The 22,393-nt window shown below is 45.4% G+C and carries 20 protein-coding genes; 7 read left to right on the top strand and 13 right to left on the bottom strand.

What is annotated here, in order from left to right; translation table 11 throughout:
• Positions 1-13: 13 nt before the first annotated feature.
• Together QUA25_RS00885 and QUA25_RS00880 are read right to left on the bottom strand one after the other, a co-directional pair.
• Positions 14-763, bottom strand: a complete 750-nt coding sequence (locus QUA25_RS00885) for a peptidylprolyl isomerase (protein ID WP_333034840.1) — start codon at positions 761-763, stop codon at positions 14-16.
• 295 nt (positions 764-1,058) lie between these two features.
• Complete coding sequence (locus QUA25_RS00880) at positions 1,059-4,859, bottom strand: glycosyltransferase (protein WP_333034839.1); 3,801 nt, start codon at positions 4,857-4,859, stop codon at positions 1,059-1,061.
• A 357-nt stretch (positions 4,860-5,216) separates the two neighbouring features.
• On the opposite strand from QUA25_RS00880, the gene QUA25_RS00875 reads away from it, so the two are divergent.
• The 3 genes from QUA25_RS00875 to QUA25_RS00865 all read left to right on the top strand — a co-directional run bounded on the left by QUA25_RS00875 (position 5,217) and on the right by QUA25_RS00865 (position 8,702).
• Positions 5,217-6,890 (top strand): methyltransferase domain-containing protein, encoded by a 1,674-nt coding sequence (locus QUA25_RS00875; RefSeq protein ID WP_333034838.1) that lies wholly within the window; start codon positions 5,217-5,219, stop codon positions 6,888-6,890.
• 74 nt (positions 6,891-6,964) lie between these two features.
• Positions 6,965-7,834, top strand: a complete 870-nt coding sequence (locus QUA25_RS00870) for a calcium-binding protein (RefSeq protein ID WP_333034836.1) — start codon at positions 6,965-6,967, stop codon at positions 7,832-7,834.
• A 40-nt stretch (positions 7,835-7,874) separates the two neighbouring features.
• On the top strand, positions 7,875-8,702 hold the full coding sequence (locus tag QUA25_RS00865) for a Uma2 family endonuclease (RefSeq protein WP_333034835.1): 828 nt from the start codon (positions 7,875-7,877) through the stop codon (positions 8,700-8,702).
• 12 nt (positions 8,703-8,714) lie between these two features.
• Here the strand turns inward: QUA25_RS00865 and QUA25_RS00860 are convergent, their stop codons facing one another.
• Both QUA25_RS00860 and QUA25_RS00855 read right to left on the bottom strand, forming a co-directional pair.
• A complete protein-coding gene (locus tag QUA25_RS00860; RefSeq protein WP_333034832.1) occupies positions 8,715-9,521 on the bottom strand; it encodes an MOSC domain-containing protein in 807 nt (268 codons plus the stop codon).
• Between the two features lie 215 nt (positions 9,522-9,736).
• On the bottom strand, positions 9,737-10,036 hold the full coding sequence (locus QUA25_RS00855; RefSeq protein WP_333034830.1) for a putative quinol monooxygenase: 300 nt from the start codon (positions 10,034-10,036) through the stop codon (positions 9,737-9,739).
• Positions 10,037-10,059: 23 nt separating this feature from the next.
• Here QUA25_RS00855 and QUA25_RS00850 point away from each other — a divergent pair, with 23 nt between their 5' ends.
• Positions 10,060-10,719: a hypothetical protein gene (locus QUA25_RS00850; protein ID WP_333034828.1), complete on the top strand. Its 660-nt coding sequence runs from the start codon at positions 10,060-10,062 to the stop codon at positions 10,717-10,719.
• 11 nt (positions 10,720-10,730) lie between these two features.
• On the opposite strand, the gene QUA25_RS00845 is transcribed toward QUA25_RS00850, so the two are convergent.
• Together QUA25_RS00845 and QUA25_RS00840 are read right to left on the bottom strand one after the other, a co-directional pair.
• Positions 10,731-11,867: a DNA methyltransferase gene (locus QUA25_RS00845; protein WP_333034826.1), complete on the bottom strand. Its 1,137-nt coding sequence runs from the start codon at positions 11,865-11,867 to the stop codon at positions 10,731-10,733.
• Between the two features lie 35 nt (positions 11,868-11,902).
• Positions 11,903-12,580 carry a hypothetical protein gene (locus tag QUA25_RS00840; protein ID WP_333034825.1) on the bottom strand — a complete coding sequence of 226 codons (678 nt, stop codon included), beginning with the start codon at positions 12,578-12,580 and terminating at the stop codon, positions 11,903-11,905.
• 143 nt (positions 12,581-12,723) lie between these two features.
• Between QUA25_RS00840 and QUA25_RS00835 the strand changes: the two genes are divergently transcribed.
• A complete protein-coding gene (locus QUA25_RS00835; RefSeq protein WP_333034824.1) occupies positions 12,724-13,203 on the top strand; it encodes a hypothetical protein in 480 nt (159 codons plus the stop codon).
• Between the two features lie 118 nt (positions 13,204-13,321).
• Here the strand turns inward: QUA25_RS00835 and QUA25_RS00830 are convergent, their stop codons facing one another.
• On the bottom strand, positions 13,322-13,825 hold the full coding sequence (locus tag QUA25_RS00830; RefSeq protein ID WP_333034823.1) for a hypothetical protein: 504 nt from the start codon (positions 13,823-13,825) through the stop codon (positions 13,322-13,324).
• 427 nt (positions 13,826-14,252) lie between these two features.
• Here QUA25_RS00830 and aroA point away from each other — a divergent pair, with 427 nt between their 5' ends.
• A complete protein-coding gene (gene aroA, locus QUA25_RS00825; protein ID WP_333034821.1) occupies positions 14,253-15,608 on the top strand; it encodes a 3-phosphoshikimate 1-carboxyvinyltransferase in 1,356 nt (451 codons plus the stop codon).
• 161 nt (positions 15,609-15,769) lie between these two features.
• Here aroA and QUA25_RS00820 read toward each other — a convergent pair whose 3' ends face one another.
• Positions 15,770-16,207 (bottom strand): CAAD domain-containing protein, encoded by a 438-nt coding sequence (locus QUA25_RS00820; RefSeq protein WP_333034820.1) that lies wholly within the window; start codon positions 16,205-16,207, stop codon positions 15,770-15,772.
• Positions 16,208-16,403: 196 nt separating this feature from the next.
• On the bottom strand, positions 16,404-17,411 hold the full coding sequence (locus QUA25_RS00815) for a 2-hydroxyacid dehydrogenase (protein ID WP_333034818.1): 1,008 nt from the start codon (positions 17,409-17,411) through the stop codon (positions 16,404-16,406).
• 241 nt (positions 17,412-17,652) lie between these two features.
• Here QUA25_RS00815 and QUA25_RS00810 point away from each other — a divergent pair, with 241 nt between their 5' ends.
• Positions 17,653-18,657 (top strand): ion transporter, encoded by a 1,005-nt coding sequence (locus tag QUA25_RS00810; protein ID WP_333034816.1) that lies wholly within the window; start codon positions 17,653-17,655, stop codon positions 18,655-18,657.
• A 97-nt stretch (positions 18,658-18,754) separates the two neighbouring features.
• On the opposite strand, the gene QUA25_RS00805 is transcribed toward QUA25_RS00810, so the two are convergent.
• From QUA25_RS00805 to QUA25_RS00790, 4 genes are all read right to left on the bottom strand, one after another.
• Positions 18,755-19,489, bottom strand: a complete 735-nt coding sequence (locus QUA25_RS00805) for an ABC transporter ATP-binding protein (protein WP_333034814.1) — start codon at positions 19,487-19,489, stop codon at positions 18,755-18,757.
• A gap of 159 nt (positions 19,490-19,648) precedes the next feature.
• The gene (locus tag QUA25_RS00800; protein ID WP_333034812.1) at positions 19,649-20,326 is read right to left on the bottom strand and encodes an energy-coupling factor transporter transmembrane protein EcfT; all 678 of its coding nucleotides are present in this window, start codon (positions 20,324-20,326) and stop codon (positions 19,649-19,651) included.
• The gene (locus QUA25_RS00795) at positions 20,319-21,248 is read right to left on the bottom strand and encodes an energy-coupling factor ABC transporter permease (RefSeq protein ID WP_333034810.1); all 930 of its coding nucleotides are present in this window, start codon (positions 21,246-21,248) and stop codon (positions 20,319-20,321) included. Before QUA25_RS00795 ends, QUA25_RS00800 begins: the two co-directional genes overlap by 8 nt.
• 79 nt (positions 21,249-21,327) lie before the next feature.
• On the bottom strand, positions 21,328-21,477 hold the full coding sequence (locus QUA25_RS00790) for a hypothetical protein (protein ID WP_333034808.1): 150 nt from the start codon (positions 21,475-21,477) through the stop codon (positions 21,328-21,330).
• Positions 21,478-22,393: the final 916 nt, after the last annotated feature.

Here is a 22,393-nt window from a genome sequence, read left to right as displayed (position 1 = left end):
AAATGCTTGACTGTCATGATATTGAAGACACGGAGGAGAGGGGCTGTAGCGGGCCTATTTGCGATATCTGTTCGGCGAGCCAGCTTTCAAAGAGTTCGTTAATCAAGTGCAGCCGCATTGATTCATCGAGCTGGGCCGGCATGAACTTTTCTAGTCGAATAATTACCATCCATTCTGCCAGAGGACGCGGCGTCCAGAGTTGATTTGGCTGGCTGACGGACAAAAGTTTGCTGATTGCCGGGTGGGGCTGGCTGAGGGGTACTGGGCCCAACAAGCCGCCTGACTTGGACTCGGGCCCTTCGGAATAGTCGCGGGCCACTTCAGCAAAGGTTTGTTCCCCTTCCAGGATGCGAAAGTAAAGTTCGTTTGCCAGTGCTGGATTTTTGGTGCGTACCAGGGAATAGACTACGTGGTCTAGGCTGGCTTTGCGGGTTAAAAAATAATTATCTACTTTAGGTCTCCAAGTGGCTTGCTTAAATTTTTCGATCAGCAAGGGCCTAACGGCCATCTCTTGAAGTTCTTCTTCCGTCATATTTTGGCCGCGCAGCCAAGCTTCTTTGGCTTCCGGGGCTGTCAGTTGGTGTTGTGCCAGAAAGTTCTCGACGGCGGATTGGCGTTCTTCGTCGCTGCAACTAAAGGATGCGATCGCTTGGTCTACTATTACACCCCGCAAGAATTGCGGCATCAACTGATACCGCTTCAGGAGCGATGGCATATCCTGAGCTTGCAGTAATTTATCGCCTATTTGAAAAAGTCCTGTCATTTTTTTATCTCCAACTGACTTGCGCTTCCCCTTTTAATTTAGCTGTGGCAGGAAAAGAGCGACAACCACTAACCCCTCGATTCCCCGATGATAGCAGACCGTCAGTGGGCTAGCGCTATTGCTGTCTATTTCTTGACGCTCTGCCTAGCGAGGGGTTCCCCGCGGGTCTCAGAATGGTAGCAGGATGCGAGAGTGGGAGAGTGGGAAAATCTTTACTTCTGCCATCTTCCTTCTTGCCTCAACATCCATCCGTTAAATCCCGTACACTGCTTAGTTGCTGAACTTCCTTCTTCCTTCACTCTCGGAATAGTCTTTCAAAGAGTGTGCCGAGTTGGGTCGAGCAAGCGCGACTGTCTAGATATTTCGGGTTTGCCGCCATTTTGTGCTCGATTCGATCGCGGTAGTGCTGGCGCAGTTCTGGGTTGGTTCCCAGTGCTGTGCTGAGCTCTAAATAAGAGTTCTCGCTGTTTGCTACCAGTTCCGGAATTAGCAGTTCTTCGAGCACTGCAGCTGATTGTCGCGATCGAGTTGTTTGCCCTTTTCTTACCACTACAGGCAACCCCACCAACAGCGCTTCTGCAGCATAGCAGGCACTGCTGTATGGATAGGAGTCTAAATATATATCAGCCAATTCCAGACATTTTATGTAATCGGCGCGAGATGGCAGCGCTTTAATCACAACTAAGCGCTTTTTGTCAACCCCAAATTCGGCAAAGAGCGATCGAATTTGTTTGTAAAAAGGCACCGTCGGATAGTTTTCATTGCGGGAACGAAAGGGATACAAAACTAAAATAGAATTTGGTACCGCCGCAATAATTTTTGCCCAAGTTTCTCTCAATTCTGGGATAATTGTAAAAGCTTGAGCGCCGGACATGAACACTACAGATTCGTCTGTAGCTCCCCAACTGCTGCGAGTCGGTTGAACTCGGGCAGGTGCCGATCCTACAGTATAGCTTAAACAAACTCCCGAGCCTTTTAAAGTAATTAATTTTTCGCGATACTCTGCTGCTGCACCTGCGGGCAATGTCAAATCTCCGGCCATGAAATAATCGATATTTCGGGCGCCCGTGGTTGCGGGGGTTGATGCAGCGGTAGCTATCTGCACCCGGGCTAGTCGGTGCAGGCACAGCAGCGCGCTTGGTTGAGAAGTGTTGGTAGTATTGGTGCAGATTAGCAGAATATCTAAATCGTGCGATCGCATTTCTCGGACTTGATTGGGCAAATCTTCTGACAGTTGCACCAGTTTGTCGGCGCAATTTTCGCAATATTTCCCCAGTCGCTCGTCTTGTACCTGGAAATAGTACACGATAATTTCAAATTTGCTTCTGTCTAAATATCCAAAACTCGGAATTGCAGCACGAGTCTCGCATTCATCACTAATTTTATCAAGCAAAAAGCCAACTCGGATTTTAGTTGTTTCTGGTTCTTTGGGAGGAAAATTCCATTCTATTTGACAGCCGATATTTTTCAAATAAAATTCCAGAATATCAGCTCGATGACTCAATACATTAAGCTGATTTGCTTCGCTCAAATACAAAGCTTGGAAGCTAACTGTTTTCGCAATAAAAGCCGCCAAATAACGCCACACTTCTGAATCGGGAAAACTGGCGATATTAGCAGCGACATACTTGATTAACTGCTGGAAATATTCAGAGTACCTTTCAATTTCCCAGTTTTGTTTAAAATAACCGGGAGACTGAAATATAAATTTCAAAAAGTCCTCAAAAAACCACGGGGTAATTGCTGCATTTTTATACTCAAGTGGCAACTGATAAGCGTCGCGGTACAGCATCGCTGCGAGGAGATATTGCATCTTCTCGGCAATTTCCCCTCCTTCAGCAAGTTTCGAGGATAACTGCTGGACAAAACTTTGTTCTTCCTCAGTTAAAATTTCATTTTTTAGGGCGCTATTTAGGAGCAATTTATGAGCTTTGCCCATGTCTTTCAAGTAAGAATTTTCTAATTTTCTCGCTGGCAAATTCAGCCAATATTCAGCTAGCTGTTGGCGGTATTGGCGCAGCACGAGAAGAGGCTGTTTTGAGGGGAATTTATTGTATTGCTCAAGCATTGCTGACAATTCCGATAAACTCGGCTGGGTTCTCAATGCCAACTTTTGGCGGATTTTCTGTTGGATTTGTTGATCCAGGAAACTGTAATCAGGACTATTTAGTAGTTTTTTGTAAAATCTGACTACATCTTTATGATTTTCCCCAGCCGCGAAGTTTTTCCAAGTTTGTTGTTCGGGATGAATCCGCAGTGACGACAGTTTTTCGTCTACAAATCCGATATGATAGTTCCCCATGATTCGCCACCACATATCTAAGTCTACATACTGAGATAATCCCGAATCAAATAATCCTATTTCTTCAAAGACTCTGGTGGCAATTAAGACGGTACTCGGTTCGCCAATTTTGTTTATGGGGTTGCTCAAGCAGTTAGTATCTGCCAATAATTCTTTTCCTGGCTGAATAGATTTTAAATTAGACCAACTTTTATGCAAATCTTTAATTGATTGGGAAGCTTTCCGCAAAATCGGGTTAGATTCATTTTCAGCTATGGTGATGCCTCGCGGGGAGAAAACCATACCTATTTCTGGGTTTTGTTGGGCGACGGCGACCATTTTTTCAATACATTCTGGTGCGAGCAAGTCGTCTTGAAACAAAAACTTGATGTATTGACCTTTTGCTTGGGATATGCAAAAGTTCCAGTTTTGTGATAAGCCGTAGTTGCGGTGCAGTACGATGCGGAAATCGACTAAGGTTTGGGATTGGAAGGATTGGGCGATCGCAACTGTTTCGTCTGTGGAACCGTCGTCGGATATAATCAGCTCTATGTTAGGGTAAGTTTGGGTCAAAGCACTTTGAATCGCTTCGCCAATAAATGCCGCTCCGTTGTATGTAGGAATACAAATACTAACTAAAGGTCGTGCATTTTTTACTGTCGCCCCCTGAGAGGACTTTTTCCGTATTCCGCCCTCCAAGCTTTTGAAATTATCTGTAATTCCGGCAATATATTCGAGACGGTTTTGAATTTTTCTCCCGACATTTGACGGATTCAGTAAAGTCTTAATTTCATCAGCAGCTATTCTTCCAACTTGCTGAGCTTCCCGGTAATTGTTGAAGACATGACGCATTAAATCAGCAGCGTGTTCGACATCCGCTTGGGCCCAAACATTGCCTTTTTTGTAAGGTCCGAAATCTTTCTCAATTGGGATTAACTTATACTTGACTAAATAGCTGTTGCCGACATTCATAAATTCTGTATTTGATGAATAGCCGGTGGCAATTACGGGTTTGCTGTAAAACATGGCTTCAGCCATGGTTAATCCGAATCCTTCGCAGCGGTGCAGCGATACGTAACAGTCGCAATTGTAGAGCAACCCATTAATTTTAGGTTTTGACAAATAGCCGTCTAGATGTTTAATATTTGAATTATTTGCTATGGCTGAGTTTAAGGATGCTTGCGCCGCTGAAAATTTGTTGGAGTTAGAAGATTTGATGACCAATAATACGCTGTTATCTTCCCCAAAAGCTTGTTTAAATGCTTGAATTGTCGCCAAAGTATTTTTGCGCTCGATGCGGCTAGAAAAGTCGAATACAAACAAGAAAATAAATTTATTTGTGGGTAAATTCAGTGCTTCTCTGTTCAGGGAAGGTGCGGCGAGAGCAATACTAGGCATGATTTTGATAACGGGAATTGGCGCTACTGCGGCAATTGCTTCGGCGCAATAGTTGCTGTAAGTCCATATTTCGTGAAAGTGATTAAATGCTGGCTGCCATTCTGGGGGAAAGGCGGGAAGTTCCCAGGCCCAAAAGCCGATGTTGTATTTTTTGTCAAAATAACTGGAACCTATATGTTTGATAAAGGTTGCAACTTCATCTGCGTTGACTTGAATTAAGTTTACGGGATAGGGATTATCTTGGCTAAAATTTTGATAGGTGGTGTCTTTCTTGCGGTGAGGACTGCGGGTAAAATTGTTTAGGGCGAACGGAATACCGGCGGCTTCTGCAGCCCTGATGTTTGCTCTGACACCTTCTCCTATGCCAAATTCGCCGTTGATGTAGCCGGCGATGTTCATTCCTAGATTAGGGTTCATAGTTTCTAATGTATTTAGCACAGTGTAGTGTGGATTTTTTGAGGAAAAGCAGAATTAATTGATCGGCTCAATTGCGCTAAAAAAGGGTAGGGTAGAGAAGAAATTATAATTTTGCCGAATATTTGCTAACATATAGCAATCCTGGAGGATTGGTGAATAAGATTTACAGGAAACGCTCTTAACGCAGACCACGAAAATAGAAAAGAAAAAAAGTTCGCAACTGAGAATCTAGTGCTTGACAAAGATAGCGATCGCCATTGTATACTGGCATCGCAATGCTAACCTTCGGCTGGTTGTCTGTCGGCATGGGTGGCTCTGTTTTATTTTACGATAAACTAATCAGGAATTTTAGACAAAGTGATCGATCGCGCCAACCACGACTTCTTGAAGCTGCTACCGCCGGATGCTAAAGTCATTGTTGAAATTGGCTGCGGTACGGGTTCGACGGGCGAACAGTACAAGCTGATCAATCCCCATTGTCAGTATATTGGCATTGAATGCGATCGAGAAAAAGCTAAAATTGCAGTCGATCGGCTAAACTGGGTGACGGTAGCCGATATTGAAGAAATTGCCATCGAAAGTCTCGAAATCGCTCCAGGAACCGTCGATTGCTTAATTTTTGGCGACTTGCTACCCTATCTCAAAAACCCTTGGGAAGTGCTCAAGCAGTACAGTGGTTTGCTGAATCCAGAGGGGCAAATTCTCGCCAGAATCCCTAATGTTCAATACTGGCGGCGAATTGTCAATCTGTTGCGGGGACAGTGGGAGAATCCCGACAACAAGATGCAGCACTGGTTTACCCTAGAAAGTATTAAATCACTATTTGCTCAAGCAGGATTGCAGGTTTACGAATTTCAAGGGAAGGGACACAAAACCGAAAATTTTGTCCACTTTCAGGAATTACTGCATCCAATGGTAAAGGCTTTAGAGCTCACATCGAGCAGTTTTGCTACGGAAACAGGTGCTGAACATTATATCGTGCGATCGACCAAATCGACCGTACCTGCGCGCAGACTGCTGATTCAGACTATCATTATGGCTCCTACAGGGTGCGATCGCGTGCGAGTTTTGGAACCGGACAAATTTAGCGCCACAATTCCCGGTGTCCGCACCGTATCCGGCGTGAAAACAGCAGGCTTAATTCCCCCTTTGCCGGAAGAAGAAAAAGTTTTCATCTGGCAGCGGACAATCATGCAATATCCTGCCTACATTCCTCAACTCAAAGAACTCCTGCAACAAGGCTATTTAATAGTAGCTGAAATAGATGACAATCCCATCCGCCGCCGCGAATATGCAGATAATAATTACCTCAGCTATCGCGGCTGTCACTGCGTTCAAACTTCTACAGAACCCCTCGCCAAAATTTTGCGCCAATACAATCCAAATGTGGCTGTATTTCCCAATCACTTAGCTTATCTACCTCCGCCGCGAATTTATCCGGCAGAAGATACAGTCACAATCTTTTTTGGTGCACTCAACCGCGAAAAAGATTGGCAGCCGATTATGGCAGCACTCAATCGAGTTTTAGTCGCACACAAGCACCGGATTCGAGTTAAAGTAATCCACGACAGAAAATTTTTTGAATCATTGAAAATACAGCAAAAAGAATTTGAACCCTTTTGCAGTTACGAACGGTATCAAGAAATCATGTACAGTTGCGATATAGCTTTGCTGCCGCTTGTTTCCAACCCGGTTAACGAAACGAAATCCGACTTAAAATTTATTGAATGTGCAGCGCGGGGAGTAGCGGTGCTAGCAAGTCCCACCGTGTACGAACATTCGATTGTCGAAGGTGAAACAGGATTGATTTATAGATATGAAAAAGAGTTTGAAACCAAACTAAATTCGCTGATTTCAGACACTCCTCGGCGCCGGGAAATAGCCGCGAATGCTTACGAATGGGTGCGCGACAACCGCTTGCTGTGCGGGCACTACCGGCAGCGCCGAGATTGGTACTTACAGATGCGAGACGAGTTGCCACGTTTAAATGCTGAGTTGCGCGATCGCCTGCCGGAGTTATTTGGTGACTAAGTGCGGTAAGATTTATAGGCTATTGTGCGATCTTACTGTTTTATTGTTTAATTTCTAATTGTTACTCCACACCAATGCGAATTCTATTCACTATTGCTCACTTTTACAATCCCAGCGGCGAGGGCAAACACGCTTCCCAGCGAAATGATCCGCAACCGCGACTGAATGCTTTAACCGCTTGCGTGACAGCGCTGCAAGCTTTGTACGGCAAATCTCAGTCCATGATTGACATTAGCGAATGTGCAACTATCCCAGCAAATCAATCTCAACAGCACGAAATTGACATTGTTATTTGCACTACTCAAGGTTATCATCTGTTGCCTCAACTGCCCGTGCAGCCCAGATGTTTTATGCACCACGCTACCAAATGCGAACCGCTGCTTTTGGGGTTTGAGTGTCAAGCAGTTTTGCGAGCGTGTCTTAACAAATACGATTATTTCTGTTATTTGGAAGATGATTTAGTTCTGCACGACCCGTGGTTTTTTAGTAAATTAAAGTGGTTTACGCATCACGGGGGAAATGGGAATTTGCTGCAACCTAATCGCTATGAAATAGCGCCTAAAGGCGCGGTTTTTAAAGCATATGTTGATGGTGATTTAGCCGACTCAGCGACTTCTCCGTTTCAAAATGTAGAGGAGCAGCGACAGTTAATGGGAAAAATCATGGAACAAACAGTCGCTTTTGAGCGAGCGTTGAATCCTCATTCCGGCTGCTATTTTTTGAATGCGGAACAGATGGCACACTGGGCTAAGCAGTCTCATTTTTTGGATAGGGATACTAGCTTTATCGGCCCGCTGGAAAGTGCCGCGACTTTGGGAATTATGCGGACTTTTAGAGTTTACAAATCAACTCCTGCTTATGCTAATTTTTTGGAGATTCAACATTTTGGCACGAGTTTTCTGAACCTGATTGGTAATAAGGTGAGGGTGCCGGAAGCAGGATAAGTTAAGATATTCAGGTAAGCTGCAATACTTGAGAGGTCGCATGACCCCGGCAACCGAAAAAATTGTCCTTCCCTCTCCCTTCCCCGACCACACTCAACTGCCAGAGGAAGACGGCACTTTTGTGAAGAATTTTCAGGAGCATCCCCAGAGTATTATTTTGACTGATTCGATTGGGTCGGTGTTGCAAGAGCTTCATCCCGATGGGCAATATGCTATAGGGCAAGACTGTGGCATCTACTGGCGAGAAACTGACCCGCTTGAAAAGGGAGCAGAAGCTCCAGACTGGTTCTACGTGCCGAATGTGCCACCAACATTAGGAAATCAGATTCGTCGCTCTTACGTGCTGTGGCGGGAATTCATGGCTCCGATGATTGCTTTGGAGTTCGCATCAGGAGATGGTTCAGAAGAGCGGGACACAACCCCACTATCGTACTCGGAAGTTGGAGCGGCGCAAAGACCTGGGAAGTTTTGGGTATATGAGCGGATCATGCGGATTCCGTTTTATGGCATCTATCAGATCAATAGTGGCAGGCTGGAGGTTTACAACCTGAACAATGGGTTTTACCAGCAGTTGCTTCCGAACGATCGCGGTCATTATCCGATCGCGCCAATGGGCGTAGAATTAGGACTGTGGGAAGGCAGGTATCAAAACCAGACAATGCTGTGGCTGCGGTGGTGGGATAGCGAGGGCAATTTGCTGCTGACAGGTACAGAACGAGCTTCCTTAGCAGAGCAGGCTTTGAGTGCAGAAGCCCAAGCGCGGCGGGATGCTATCCCTCGGTTGTTGGCAATGGGATTGAATAGAGAGCAAGTGGCAGAAGCACTCGGTTTATCAGTAGAGGAAGTTAGGCAGAATTCACAATCTTAATGTTGGTTTTTATTAATAAGAAGTCAAAACATCGCCGATTTTAACTGTGCCGCTGTTGATAATTTTGGCTAAAACTCCTGTTTGTGCGTGACCGAATTCCTTTTGGAGTAAACTGAGTAGGGAAATATCCCGATCGCCTGTTTCTGGATTCACTTCTATATTGACACAGCGACCGATTCGTGCTGTAACTTCTATGCGCGCCGTGCCTAATTGAAAGTGTTTTCCGATCAACTCAAATTCTGACCAAGCTGCCATACCTTCTAGCACAATGTTGGGGCGAAATCGGCCCACGTCAATGTTTTGAAGAGCGATTTCTGTTAATTGGTCTAATGTGGCTTGACTGAGTAAAGAGATGTGTACGGGTTCTCGATCGGGATAACGAGTTTCGCCGCTGCTGTCGCCGACTAATTGCAAAGGTGCAAACTGCGGGTGTCTCGCTTCTTTTGTGGGTTCAATTGCCGCCAGATATTCTGTGAAAAAAGCGCCGATGCGATCGCGTCCCGCTGCTGTGTTCGTTTCTGCGGATAACACTTCAAATCCTTGACGCTTGACTGTTAAAACCGTCGTTTCCGGTTGATAATCACATTCCAAAGCTGCTAACAGAGGCCAATCGTTTTGAACGGCAAAATTTTTTTTGCTCATCCAAGGCACATTATCTGCGGGCATCTTTGCAGCTTCAATATTATCTGCAAACATTAAGGCAAAAGCTCGATCGCCCTTAATTCCGTGCCCGGCTGTTAAAGCAAACTCCGACATTTCTTGCGGTGTCAGCCCTTTAATTGGATAAATAAATAACTGTTTTATTGTTGCTAATGTCATGTTTTTTTTTAGCTGTGCTTCAATTTAACCTAAACTTTTCTCCCCCTTACTATAGCAATCCTTGCAGGAGTCGTAATTTTTTTACCCCAGCCCAACCCTCCCCTTACCAAAGGGAGGGAGTAAGAAATTCACAAATGATTTAGGATTGCTATAAGGCGGGCTAGGGGGGTCGAAGCTATTTCACAAACATTAATAAAATTGCTATAAAAACCCGATTAAGCTAGCAATTCATAGCGGCGGATATCTGGAGGCCCAACGGCCAAACCGTCTAATTTCTGCACAGCGTCTTGAATGTGAGTTGAACCGAGATGTAGTTCGAGCAAATCTGCACTTTCCCACTCTTCAACGAAGGTAAAATCTGTGGGATCGGCTTGATTTTGCAGGAGTTCGTATTTGATGCAGCCTTTTTCTTTGCGAGTGGGATCTATAATGCTCAGCAGCAGAGATTTAAGTTCTGCTACTTTGTCGGGAAAGGCAGCGAGGCGGGCGACTACTCGCAAGGTTGTTTTGGACATAGGAGAAAGGAGGATCTGCTATTTTGATTGAATTTACGGATTTCAATGGGGCAAGCACTGTCATCAGTAACTACTGTAGCGCGGAATGGAACCAAATCAGCAGCGTACTTGCTGCTATGCCACTGCACATAAAACCTTCAGGCCAAGCTGGAGTTGTGGGCAATCCAGTTTTCGATCCTGTAGCAACAAATGAATACATCAAAACTGAGTTGGTCAAACTTGGATGGCAAGCGAGAATCCCGATTCCGCCGATATATCAATTTTTGGGAACAGATGTTGACTTTGGCTCGAATGGTGCGATTGTAGAAGTTCAGTTTTCTCACTATTCATTTCTATTAAACAATACCGTGCGATCGCAATTGTTTTTCAACACTAACACGCCTCTCACAGGACAGCCCGTTAGGGTTGTTATTATAGTTACAAGATCGCAAATGTTTCCTGCTGCTAATAGCAGCCTTTACTACGAGCAAGCTGTGAACCAGTTAACAGTATTATCGGCCTATCTATTTAATGTACCGCTCAGAATAGTTGGTTTATTCAAGCAAAGGAATACAACAGTACCTGCAAAATTGACTGTTTACAGCGCTCAAACATCAAGGACAATAGTAACTCAGCAAGAGTGTGAATGTCAAATAATTTCCGGGCCTTCGCCCCGCAGTCGCAGTTCTATTCGGATTATGTGAAAAAGGATATACTAGCTCCACAGCTCAAGTTCTAATTGCTCTCCAATTTTAGTAGAATTCAGCGTTTTCTTACCGTTGCCATTTAGCTTGAGGTCTACTGGTGGAGCTTTTCCGCGAATACCCGCAGCAAAAGCAGCTTCCTCATAGAGCAAGCGTTTCTCCATTTCTTCTAAGTGATACTCTTCGGGATATATTTTTGCTTTGCTGCGTTCTGTTGGTTTTTTACCTACTTGTACGTCAAACCGAAATGCTTCAATTGGCTGTCCGGTTTTTTCTACATAGTCCCGCAGAGTTTTTAAGTTGGGGAAATAGCCGCGCTCGTCCGGTTCCCCGCTTAAACGACGCAGCGCAACTTGATAATATTTTAGATCCAATTCTGCACCGATAAAATGCCGATCGCAGTTTTTAGCTACAACGGCCGCCGTACCCGAACCCATATAAGGATCGAGAACAACATTACCTTTCACGGTTGTAGTCAAGACAATTCTAGCTATTAAGTCTTCGGGAAATTGACAGGGATGTATAGTTTGTTCTTCGTGGTTGTGTTTGACGTTGCGGAACATCCAAATGTCGCCGGGGTTTTTCCCGTCAGGATTGCATGAAAGTTCGCCTTTGCGAGAACCCCGGTAATGTTTCTTATTTTGATACTTTTGCGGTACTCTAATATCGTCTAAGTTAAATATATATTCATCGGATTTAGTAAACCAAAGAATTGTCTCGTGACGGCATGAGAATTTCTTTCTGCCGTGCAAACCGTGCTGTCTCCCCCAGATTATTCGATTCCGAGGAATTAACCCGCAAGATTCTAGAATTGGGAAGAAGCGAATATCGAGCGGAATTAGCATACCCCGATCGGAGAAAGCACCGACTTGCCAGAACAGCGAACCTGATTTTTTGAGAATTCGGCTGCACTCTTGCAGCACAATTCTCTGTTCTTCTAAATAAATATTGAGAGCTTGCTTGGTCTCGTATTCCTTGCCCAAATTGTAGGGAGGAGAGGATACTACTAAATCAACGCATTCATCGGGCAAGCTGCTCAGCAGTTCCAGACAATTTCCCAGAAATATCCGGTCGAGCGGGAGCTGTTCTCGGTTCTGGTGCTGCTGCATTTGCTTGGCCTTTAATTTCAAAAAAACTTCTACTTTCACTGAAGATAACCCAAACCAGTCAATTAGTCAATACCTCAATCTTTGGGATAAAATCGCTTGTTTTCTGTAGAATATTCCCAGGCGATCGCCTCCGGGTCTTTTTCGCGACTCCACTGAGCAAACTCTGGCTTAAGTTTCCACTTGCCGATCGTAGTTGCGTGAACTTTGAATCTGCGGGAGAGTTCCGTTTGGGTAAAAGAGATTTTGGGCTTTTGAGGAGTCTTGGTTTGAGTAATGGGGAATAAATTTGGTTTTTTATCTTGTGCTTTTTCCCGATTTGTGGGAGGCTCTTGAACAGCTATTCCCGCATTAGCTGTTTCGCTTTGATTGACAGGTGGAGCTATTTGAAAATAATACAAAATTCCGCCTTGTTCTGTCACTTCAAAATCCGCTGCAAACTCAGAGGCTCGTTCGTCGAGATACTCTTGAACCTTTTCTCCGGGGAGTTTTGCATTCATCGCCAAATCCAAAGCCGTAACTCGCCCTTGATTTTCCTTGATTAACTTGTAGAAAACCGAGTCTAAATGAGCGAGTTTGTGTTTTTGTTGCTGCTGGTAGAGCCTCCAAGCCCAAGCAATGCCCGCTGTGGTGGCGATCGCCCAAAACATCGTTCCCGACTCGAAACTGGCAACCGCCGTCAAGGAAATAGGCAAAAGCAGGGTAAGATATCCCCAAATGCTTCCCTTCTTTAGGTTATTGCTGTTTTTGACCATAGTTCCTAAACAGGTACGTAGTTTAGCTTAGTAGAGCGTGTCTGAATGCCGGAAAAGTTTTTCGACAGTCGATATATCGGCTAATCGCTGACGCACTCTACTACACCATCCCAGAATCTACTTTTTTTTGCAACCGAGGGTTCATGTACTTTTTTCGCAAACAGATTGCCATCCTGCTGATAGTTGTTGCTTGCTGTACGCTGACGATTAGTTGCAGCGATAGCCGAGCTGTCCAGTGTACTAAATTTACTGAAATTGTCAACAAAGGCAACGCTCTCATTGATGTGGATAAAGACAGCAACGATGCTGCAACGACCGACAACTTAGCTAAAAATTTGAACCTGATAGCGAATGAACTTGAGGATCTGCGAATAACAGATCCAACCCTCAAAGAAATTCAGGCGCCATCGGTTAAATCCTTCCAGGAAATTAGTCAAGCACTCGGCGACATAAGCAAAAGCCTTCAGGCTGGAAATCTCGCTTCTACAAGTATAGAAGGTCGAGAGCAAATCCAAACCGCTCAAGCAGATATCATTAGAGCCGGCCAACAGGCGAATCAAGCAGCCGCAAATCAAGACGCTTTGACTAGCAAACTGATTAATTATTGTAAGGGCGATCGCTAAAGGCTAATAATTTTGAGTTATGAGATGGCCACGCGAACTCCAACAACCCACGGGGGGTGAATGAATTGGAGGAATGCGTCGCCTTCACCTACTATCTACCCCTTTGCAATTACCTAATTTAGTGATGAATTTCTAGATTCAAAATATAGCGACCGAGTTGTACTTTCTCCGACCACAACTCGTATTCTAACCGCAGGTGATCCGGTTCCGGCTTTCCTGTCAGCGTCAAGTTGCGAGTGAAGTTACGGAGTCGCAACTGTTCGGGAGTCGCCAGCGATTCGCCCTGAAGCCAATAACGGCTCAGCCCGTACATTCCTCGTTCCCAGCAGTGGCGGTAACTGTATTTGCCGTTTCCTTGCATCGTCATAATGACTCGATAGGGCGAAACTTCTAGCCAGAGCAACCGGGGTTTTGTAGTTGGGGGTAAGATTGTAACTTGCTCGGCAGATTTGTCGGAACCGTCGGAAAATTCGCGATCGATTATTGCTGGTTCGTGCAACAACAAGTGAAAACGCTCCCGGTCTTTTTGATAAAGCGTAGCAGCGGTTTCAACAACTGACCACAAAGGTAAATCTGTGGATACCAGGGATAAACTTACAGGCTTGCGGTGATGGGTCAGCATAAATAAAAGTTTAGGAGTTGTTGTGGATCGGGCAGTTTGAGATTTGAGATTTTAGACTTTAGACTTTAGATTGGCTGGGTTCCAAATTCCGGAGCTTTTGCTTAACAAAATGAAAAATCTACAACTCGCAATCGAAAATCTAAAATTGTTTAGTCACAATTCAATCATCTGGTCGATAACTCAGAGCTGGAGATGAAATCTAAGCAGATACACGGATAATATTGGTGAAATTAATGTAAAATCCGTGCCGTTGCGTCCGTACTCCTGTGTCATCGAGAACTGACAGCGGAGTCTCCGGGCGAGTTTTATCAGCTTTTAAGTTAACCGGACACATTGGGAAAAAACCCGCAGGCCGTACAAAAGACGACTGACTTAGGGCTGGGAAAAAGGTAGGATAGCTAACGCCATCCAATCCTAGTTTATCTCAATGCAAGCTGACATTATAACTACTACGCTTCTTGACAAAAGCCAAACTTTAAGCATTCAAAAACCTGCTTCGGGCTTATCACTGGTGGGGAGGATTAGAGTTCCGGGCGATAAGTCGATTTCTCACCGAGCTTTGATGTTGGGTGCGATCGCCCAAGGTGAAACTACTATTGAGGGACTACTCCTAGGGGAAGACCCCCGCAGCACGGCTAAATGTTTCTCGCTCCTGGGAGCCAAAGTTTCTGAACTCAACGCGGAACGGGTGACAGTCAGGGGCGTCGGAATTGGCGAGTTAGAGGAGCCTGTAGAAGTCTTGGACGCTGGCAATTCCGGCACGACGATGCGGCTGATGTTGGGAATTTTAGCTTCTCATCCGGGGCGTTTTTATGCGGTAACGGGTGACAGTTCTCTGCGATCGCGCCCGATGTCGCGCGTCATTAAACCGCTGCAACAAATGGGAGCGCAAATTTGGGGCCGAAAAAGTAATTCTTTAGCTCCCTTAGCGATACTCGGACAGCAGTTAAAACCGATTCACTACCATTCTCCGATCGCCTCGGCTCAAGTTAAATCTTGCATTTTGCTCGCCGGTTTGATGGCAAGCGGAGAAACTACAGTCACAGAACCCGCTCTGTCGCGGGATCACAGCGAGCGGATGCTGCGAGCGTTTGGAGCCCAATTGAGCGTCGATCCAGAAACTTGTAGCGTGACAGTCACTGGGCCGACACAACTGCAAGGGCAGAATGTGATTGTACCGGGAGATATTAGTTCGGCGGCATTTTGGCTAGTTGCTGGGGCGATCGTCCCGGGTTCGGAGCTCGTAGTCGAAAATGTCGGCGTCAACCCAACTCGTACAGGCATTTTGGAAGCTTTGGAAATGATGGGGGCCGACATTGAACTGCAAAATCAGCGAGAGGCGGCCGGGGAACCGGTAGCGGATATTTTGGTTCGCAGTTCCGGCCAATTGCGGGGATGCACCATTGCGGGCGACTTAATTCCCCGACTGATTGACGAAATCCCGATTTTGGCAGTAGCGGCGATCTTTGCGTCGGGTACTACAATAATTCGAGATGCGGCCGAGTTGCGGGTCAAAGAGAGCGATCGGCTAGCCGTGACTGCTGCAGAACTCAACCGCATGGGAGCCCAAATTTCCGAGTTACCCGACGGTTTAGAAATTACCGGGGGAACTCCTTTGACCGGCGCGGATGTTGACAGCTACACCGACCACAGAATAGCGATGAGTTTGGCGATCGCAGCCCTCAACGCCACAGGTATTACTAACATTCACCGGGCAGAAGCTGCTGCTATTTCCTACCCCGACTTTACCGCCACTTTACAACAAGTTTGCCATCCAAATTGAGAGCGGGAGAGTTGGAGAGACGGAGAGGGAGGAGAGGGAGGAGTGGAGATTAGGAAGGAGATGGGAGAGTGGGAAAAACCCTCTTTCTTCCTTTTTCCTGACATCCGTTACATCCGTCGATCGAATCCGTTGCCGAACTTCCCTCTTCCTTCAACATCTCTTTAAGAATCTTTACCTACAACTTGTTCTTTTAAAGAATCAATTTCCGTTAACAACTCTTGGCGGTTAGAAGCCTTGAGCAGATAGCGGTAAACAAACCAACCCGTATATCCCATGCCAATCAACTCAAAAATTGGAGCTACCAAAGGGACATCATTAAGAGCACCTAAAACTCCCAGCATTACCTTAATACTAATACCGCCTGCCAGGATTAAACCAACTGTTATGAGGGGCTTTTGGTAGTCAGCAAAAAAATTGGATAGATAGGCTGGAAGTTCCGACAAAATTGTAATAACTTGGTCTTTAATATCTTGGAACTGGCTGGCCGTTGTTTCTGTGGTTGTCACTGTAGTCATGACCCCCGGTTTGTCCTCAACCAGATCTACTGTCACGACTTCAGTGATTGTTTGTGTCTCGTCCGAAAAGTTAGCTTGTGTCATTGAATACTTCCTCCGTTGTCAGGTAAAATTGCAGGCTGTGAATTGCTGCCAGTATAATTCTCCGGCAATTAGCACAGCATCCGCGCTGCAGGGACTAATTGATGAGACTAAGGCAGAGTTTCACAAATTGCAAGCAAAAATAACGATATGACTTGATTTTAAACAATTGCCTTCGCTGCCAAATCGGTCTTTTGACTCATTTTTTCACTTGATCGAGGTCGATTTGATTCGGGCAAGGGCGTCCTTGTTCAAAGTCGGTGATATTGCTGATCGTGGTTTCGGCGATATTTTTCAAAGCTTCCTCGGTGAAAAAAGCTTGGTGTCCGGTAATCAGGACGTTGGGAAAAGTCAGCAAACGCTGAAAAACGTCGTCTTGAATAACGTGATTGGATAAATCCTCAAAAAACAGATCCGTCTCTTGTTCGTAAACATCTAAGCCGAGGTAGCCAATTATACCAGACTTCAGTGCTTTGGTGACAGCTTTAGTGTCAATCAACTGACCGCGGCTGGTATTGATCAGCATCATCCCCGGTTTCATTTGCTCGATCGCCTCTGCACCGATCAAATGGTAAGTTTCCGGTATCAGCGGACAGTGGAGACTGACAATATCAGAGGCGGCGAATAGTTCCGGGAGTGCGACGTATTCCATGCCTATGGCGAGGCAATCTGGGTTTTGGTAAACATCGTATCCCAGCAGGCGACACCCGAATCCGTGCAGAATTTGGGCAGTAATTGCGCCAATTCTGCCTGTTCCGACGATTCCCACCGTTTTGCCGTGGAGGTCAAAACCCAACAGGCCGTCTAGGGCGAAATTGCCTTCGCGGACGCGGTTGTAGGCCCGGTGGATTCTGCGGTTTAGAGACAAAATCAAAGCGACTGCGTGTTCGGCGACGGCGTAGGGAGAATAAGCAGGAACTCGGAGGAGAGTTAGATTTAAATCCTTCGCTGCTGCTAAATCGACGTGATTGAATCCTGCGGATCTCAGGGCCAGCAAGCGGACGCCTTTTTCGGCAATGCTAAGCAGCGTTTTCGCGTCCAAGGAGTCGTTCACGAACGCGCAGACTGCCGGAAATCCCGCAGCCAAAACGCTGGTTTCCAGGTTCAGACGGGGTTCAAAAAAAACTAAATCGTGTTTGCCGCCGACATTCGCTGCTTCCAGGAATGTGCGATCGTAGGATTTGGTGCTGAATACGGCTACCTTCATGATTTTTGCCTGCAAACCCAGTAATAGTTGGAAATTATTTTCAGATTAACTCTAAATTTTAGTAGAACGCCGTTGCCCCAAACAACCCAGTTTCCACGATCAATATTGAGTTTCGCAACGAGGCCTCTCTCAAGAAACCAGATTTTTAGCCGTAAGGCAAGTCTTGCTTATTGTTTTGAATATAATTGCTTATACTGTAGTAAAGATCGAGCGCTACTTGCTAATTTTTTTTAAAAATCAGATGCAAAAAAAAATCAAAACTCAAATTTATGAAATTTTAGAAAAATCCGAGGTGGGCAATTTATACAGTTTAGGAGACGATATTTTTATAACTTGTTTAATTGTGATTAACGTCGCAGCTTTTATTGCTTCTACTTCGCCCACATTGTCGCTAGAACAAAAGTTAATCTTGGAAAATATCGAAATTGTTTCATCCTTAGTATTTACAATTGAATATCTTTTGAGGCTGTGGGTTTGTACAGTCGATAGCAGATACAGCCACGCGCTTTGGGGAAGATTGAGATACGGTCTTACACCGCTAAGTCTGATCGATTTAATTTCAATCCTACCCTTTTACTCATTGCTGTTATTTCCTAATTTAAGCTTCGTTAATTTGATTCGCCTACTGCGCTTATTGCGGTTGCTAAAAATGAGCCGTTATTCAGAATCGCTCAGAACTCTGGGAGCAGTATTGTACGCTAAAAAAGAGGAGTTAATTGCCACTGCATTTGCAGTTTTTATTCTGTTAATATTTGCCTCTAGCGTCATGTATTTTGTTGAAAACGAGGCGCATCCAGAAACTTTTGCGAGCATCCTCGATGCAATGTGGTGGGGAGTGGTGACATTAACTACTGTCGGTTACGGTGATATTTATCCAATCACTCCTTTAGGTAAATTTTTAGGCGCAATATTAGCATTTTTGGGAATCGGAATTTTTGCGTTACCTGCGGGGCTCATTGCTGCGGGTTTTTCCGAGGAAGTCCAAAGAAAAAAGCAGGAAAAAATGGCGGCCAATTTACAACAATCTGCTAATTATCAATCGATCAAAATGCTGGCGGAAATCGAGGTCGGGTTTCAACAAAACCAAAGTGCGATCGCACTTCACCTCGAAAGTTCGTCAGAATTGATGAAAATGTGTGTTCAAATGGCAAAACAGAAGTTAGGAAGTGAGTTCCAAAATGAGCAAATTTTGCGCGATTTAGCTATTCATTTGTACAATGAAGCAGTCCGTAAGTTCGAGCTTTAATTACAGATATACATTGCCTGTGATTGCCACCGCATCGTTACCATCGCTTGTAATTAGTAATGATTGCTTTATGTAATGAGTAAGTGTCAATAGTTACTTACCAATCTGGTGGCAAATTGTAATATTCGAGAGTTGATTTATCTGCCAGCAAATCTTTGGTTTTTCTGTCAATTTTAATCTCACCATCCGCCAAAACTAAAGCCCTTTGAGTTGTTTTCCCGATCCAATTTAAATTGTGGGACGCGATCAAAATTACCTCGATCGGCAATTGGGACAAAACCTTAGCCAAATGACGCCGCCACGAGGGATCGAGTCCGTTCGTCGGCTCGTCTAAGATTAAAATTGCCGGCTCTAATGCTAAAATTGCTGCCAAGGCTGCTAATCTTCTTTGACCTCCCGAAAGTTCGTGGGCCGAACGGTTGGCAAATTCTACTAAACCAAATTCGTCTAATAGGGCTAAAGCTCGATCGCGCGCAACTCCGGGTGGCACTCCGTAATTGCGGGGACCGAACATGACATCCTCTAAAATAGTCGGCATAAATAGCTGGTCGTTAGCATCTTGAAAGCAAAATCCAATCTGCCTGCGCGCCTGCGATAACGTCGCCTCTTCCAACTTTTTTCCCTGCACTCTAATCTCGCCCGATTGAGGCATTTTTAATCCGATCAAGTTTTCGAGCAAAGTGCTTTTACCAGCACCGGTCAGACCGAGTAGAGCAACTCTTTCTCCCGGTTGCAAACTAAAAGAAATTCCCCGCAATACTGGCTTTTGATCGGGATAGCCAAATACTAAGTCTTGCACTTCGATTGTTGGTGCGGATTTGAGATTAGTCATCCGATTTTAGATTGTAGATTTTTGATGGCATAATTCAGCTTGTTCCCAGGAAGAGCCTGGGAACGCAGATCGGTCGGGTCTGCCTCCAATTTTCCTCCGCAAGAAGCGAGGCAGATCCTCTGGACATCGGTTCCCAGGCAGAGCTTGGGAACCCGTTAATTACCCCTTCCCAATTACCCATTCCCAATTACCGTAAGAAGCTGTTGTTAATCCGGCTGCTATGAAAATTGCTAATGTCAGCCAGAGTCGCTCTTTAGGTGTCGATTTTGAGTCGGAGGGCAAACTTCCTTTATAGCCGCGAATTAGCATGGCTGCGTGTACTCTTTCGGCCCGATCGAGACTTCGCAAATAAAGCGCTCCGATCATGGAAGCACTGGCGTAACGCAGCCATCCTCCCGTACCGGACAAGCCCCGGAGTTGGGCAGATATTTTCATGCGGTTGACTTCGGCCAGCAGGATTTCTAAGTATTGTCCTGTTAAAAGTACAATCTCTTGCAAACCTGCTGGTAGGGGTAATCCTTTGAGGGCGATTCCGAAACTGTGGGGTGGCAAAGTTAGCAGAAAACTGTTCATAATTAGCAGGCAAATTAGGGAACGCAGCAACAAAAAACTGGCGCGTTCCCAACCTTGGGGTAGCACTAATAAGGAGAGAAAAACCAATTCTGCTCCCAACAGTTGCGCTAGGGTTCGTACCGGAGCCCTGAGCCGAAATGACCACAAAAGTGCGATCGCCCCATAAATTCCCAGCCACAGCCAAGCGCCTGTCTTCAGAAAACCCATGCCAATCACAATTGTGAGAGACACTCGCAATCGAAAAGGTATGGAGAGTTTAGACATCTTTAGGTTTTACCACCAACTGAGCAATCCCAAAAGCCGCGCCGAAGCTGAAGGCAGACCCTAAAAGTCCAGCAATGCTAGTACCAATAGGCTGTTCTTCTAATCCTTTAACTGTGTAATCTGCTAAAGGAGTGGGATTTTCGATCGCCACAGCTTCTTTATCTTTAAATCCGTATTTTTCGGCTACCGCTTCTAACCCGTCAGGCCAACTTGAAGCGAACAGTGAAAGCACCCCGGAAATTAATAAAACTCCGATTACTGGCACTACCCATTTCTGCAATTGTGGCTGTTGTCCCGGCAGTAAATCCGGCCGCACTTTGACGAGATAAGTTAAAACGCCGCCTGTAATTACCCCTTCGCCAATCCCAATTAAAATATGTACGCCTACCATTGCTGGCAATGCGATATTGAGCCCTACTGTACCAGAAATTGCCAATTGGATCGCCACACTAATCGAAGCAGCCACGACGCTGAGGCCAGCGGCGATGCCCGCGGCTAGGGGCAAACGATTTCTGGAACCTCCCAAAAGTTGCTGCAATGGCTGCAACAGCCACCAGCCAACCCAAATGCCAACTAGCCCCATGTTAAAAATATTGGCTCCCAAGGCGGTGATGCCCCCGTCGGCAAACAAGACGCTCTGAATTATAAAAACTGTGCTCATCGCTAAAGTTGCCGCCCAAGGGTTCCCCAAAACGACGGATGCGAGCGCTCCTCCCAACAAGTGGCCGCTGGTGCCCCCGGCTACGGGAAAGTTGATCATCTGAGCTGCAAACACGAAAGCTGTGGTTAAGCCCATGATTGGGGCTTGTCGAAGTCCAAGACTGGCGCGGGTTCGATTTAGGGCAACTGCAATTACTGCTGCGCTTGCTATGCCGGTGGCAATGGCTACTGGCGGTGAAAGGAAACCATCAGGTATGTGCATCGATCTATCCCAAACGAGAGAACTTCCAACTCTTTAGTCAACTATTTTTTACAAAAATTTAAAACCCCCTCTGGGGGCATTAATGCGATCGAGCGATCGGGGGATTTGCGGCGGTCGATCGCTGATTTGACATAGATTCGGGCTTCACAGCCAAAGTTTTGAGGATGAAAAATGCAACATTAAATAATCCTGAAGAATTATTCGGATATTTTACCGAACACCCCCACATTCAAGCTTTTTGATAAGAACGATCAATGTTTGTTTACAGATTCATCTGCCAAATGTATTTACCACCAAGCTCAAGCAAGAATTTAAAAAAAATATCAAGAAAAAACTGAAAATCCCTAATTGGTTTTATTCCCACTCTTGAGAATAACTTACATTAAATTTGTGACCGAAAGCATCCAGGATACAAGCCCCCGGATTCATCCGTGGAGAAATAAAAAACCTGTGTCCGATGAAACTTGCCCCCAGAATTTATCCGTGGGGTCAATGCTATAATCAAAAATCAAAAATCAAAAATCGATTGACTTTTCCCATCGCAATGTGGCGCGTTAGGGAGCATATCATATTTGTAAAAACACTTCTTCTGGCTCCTTTCTTCTTCCTCTTCCCTCCTGCATCCTCCCTCCTGCCTCCTGCATCAAAACTCCAATTTTTAGCTTGGCTGCAAAAGTGAGATGCTGCGGCGCGTTAGCCAAAAAGAAAAGTTTCGCGGTTTTCCTGTCAAGTCTTTGACAATCGAAGAGCAAAATCCCGCTAATGCTGTTGCTAAGGGGGTGGCCTAACCAGCTATTGCGACTAACAGTCCGCTTCCGGCTGCAAATAATTCCAGTTTAGCTGTTGACAACCCCAAAAATTTGCCTGACAAGTGTCCATACGTTGTACGTTTCACTAATACGTCTACTGAAACGGCTATTGCGAGTAGCCCTACAGATAAGACTGTCCAAGCTGTACCTGTATCAGCAGCCCAGCAGAAAGTTTAGGGGGTAGATGGAACAAATCAGACAGCAGAAATTACGGCTGCCGTAAAACTAGATGAGTTAGCTCTAAAAGTCTACGATCGCATCGATCGAAGTTGGCAAACTAGCCCTACGTTCAATCAAAATCTAGTCTATCGAGTCAGTACAAGTCAAGATGGGGCG

This window comes from Microcoleus sp. Pol17C6 (genome assembly GCF_036701145.1).
Classification (GTDB): Bacteria; Cyanobacteriota; Cyanobacteriia; order Cyanobacteriales; family Microcoleaceae; genus Microcoleus.
This window is presented reverse-complemented; position numbering and strand designations above follow the sequence as displayed.

Bases quoted from the DNA above. Each gene is read 5' to 3' on its own strand.
- QUA25_RS00885 (WP_333034840.1), bottom strand. From the start codon at position 763: ATGACAGGACTTTTTCAAATAGGCGATAAATTACTGCAAGCTCAGGAT.
- QUA25_RS00880 (WP_333034839.1), bottom strand. From the start codon at position 4,859: ATGAACCCTAATCTAGGAATGAACATCGCCGGCTACATCAACGGCGAA.
- QUA25_RS00870 (WP_333034836.1), top strand. From the start codon at position 6,965: ATGCGAATTCTATTCACTATTGCTCACTTTTACAATCCCAGCGGCGAG.
- QUA25_RS00865 (WP_333034835.1), top strand. From the start codon at position 7,875: ATGACCCCGGCAACCGAAAAAATTGTCCTTCCCTCTCCCTTCCCCGAC.
- QUA25_RS00860 (WP_333034832.1), bottom strand. From the start codon at position 9,521: ATGACATTAGCAACAATAAAACAGTTATTTATTTATCCAATTAAAGGG.
- QUA25_RS00855 (WP_333034830.1), bottom strand. From the start codon at position 10,036: ATGTCCAAAACAACCTTGCGAGTAGTCGCCCGCCTCGCTGCCTTTCCC.
- QUA25_RS00840 (WP_333034825.1), bottom strand. From the start codon at position 12,580: ATGGTCAAAAACAGCAATAACCTAAAGAAGGGAAGCATTTGGGGATAT.
- QUA25_RS00835 (WP_333034824.1), top strand. From the start codon at position 12,724: ATGTACTTTTTTCGCAAACAGATTGCCATCCTGCTGATAGTTGTTGCT.
- QUA25_RS00830 (WP_333034823.1), bottom strand. From the start codon at position 13,825: ATGCTGACCCATCACCGCAAGCCTGTAAGTTTATCCCTGGTATCCACA.
- aroA (WP_333034821.1), top strand. From the start codon at position 14,253: ATGCAAGCTGACATTATAACTACTACGCTTCTTGACAAAAGCCAAACT.
- QUA25_RS00820 (WP_333034820.1), bottom strand. From the start codon at position 16,207: ATGACACAAGCTAACTTTTCGGACGAGACACAAACAATCACTGAAGTC.
- QUA25_RS00815 (WP_333034818.1), bottom strand. From the start codon at position 17,411: ATGAAGGTAGCCGTATTCAGCACCAAATCCTACGATCGCACATTCCTG.
- QUA25_RS00810 (WP_333034816.1), top strand. From the start codon at position 17,653: ATGCAAAAAAAAATCAAAACTCAAATTTATGAAATTTTAGAAAAATCC.
- QUA25_RS00805 (WP_333034814.1), bottom strand. From the start codon at position 19,489: ATGACTAATCTCAAATCCGCACCAACAATCGAAGTGCAAGACTTAGTA.
- QUA25_RS00800 (WP_333034812.1), bottom strand. From the start codon at position 20,326: ATGTCTAAACTCTCCATACCTTTTCGATTGCGAGTGTCTCTCACAATT.
- QUA25_RS00795 (WP_333034810.1), bottom strand. From the start codon at position 21,248: ATGCACATACCTGATGGTTTCCTTTCACCGCCAGTAGCCATTGCCACC.
- QUA25_RS00790 (WP_333034808.1), bottom strand. From the start codon at position 21,477: ATGTGGGGGTGTTCGGTAAAATATCCGAATAATTCTTCAGGATTATTT.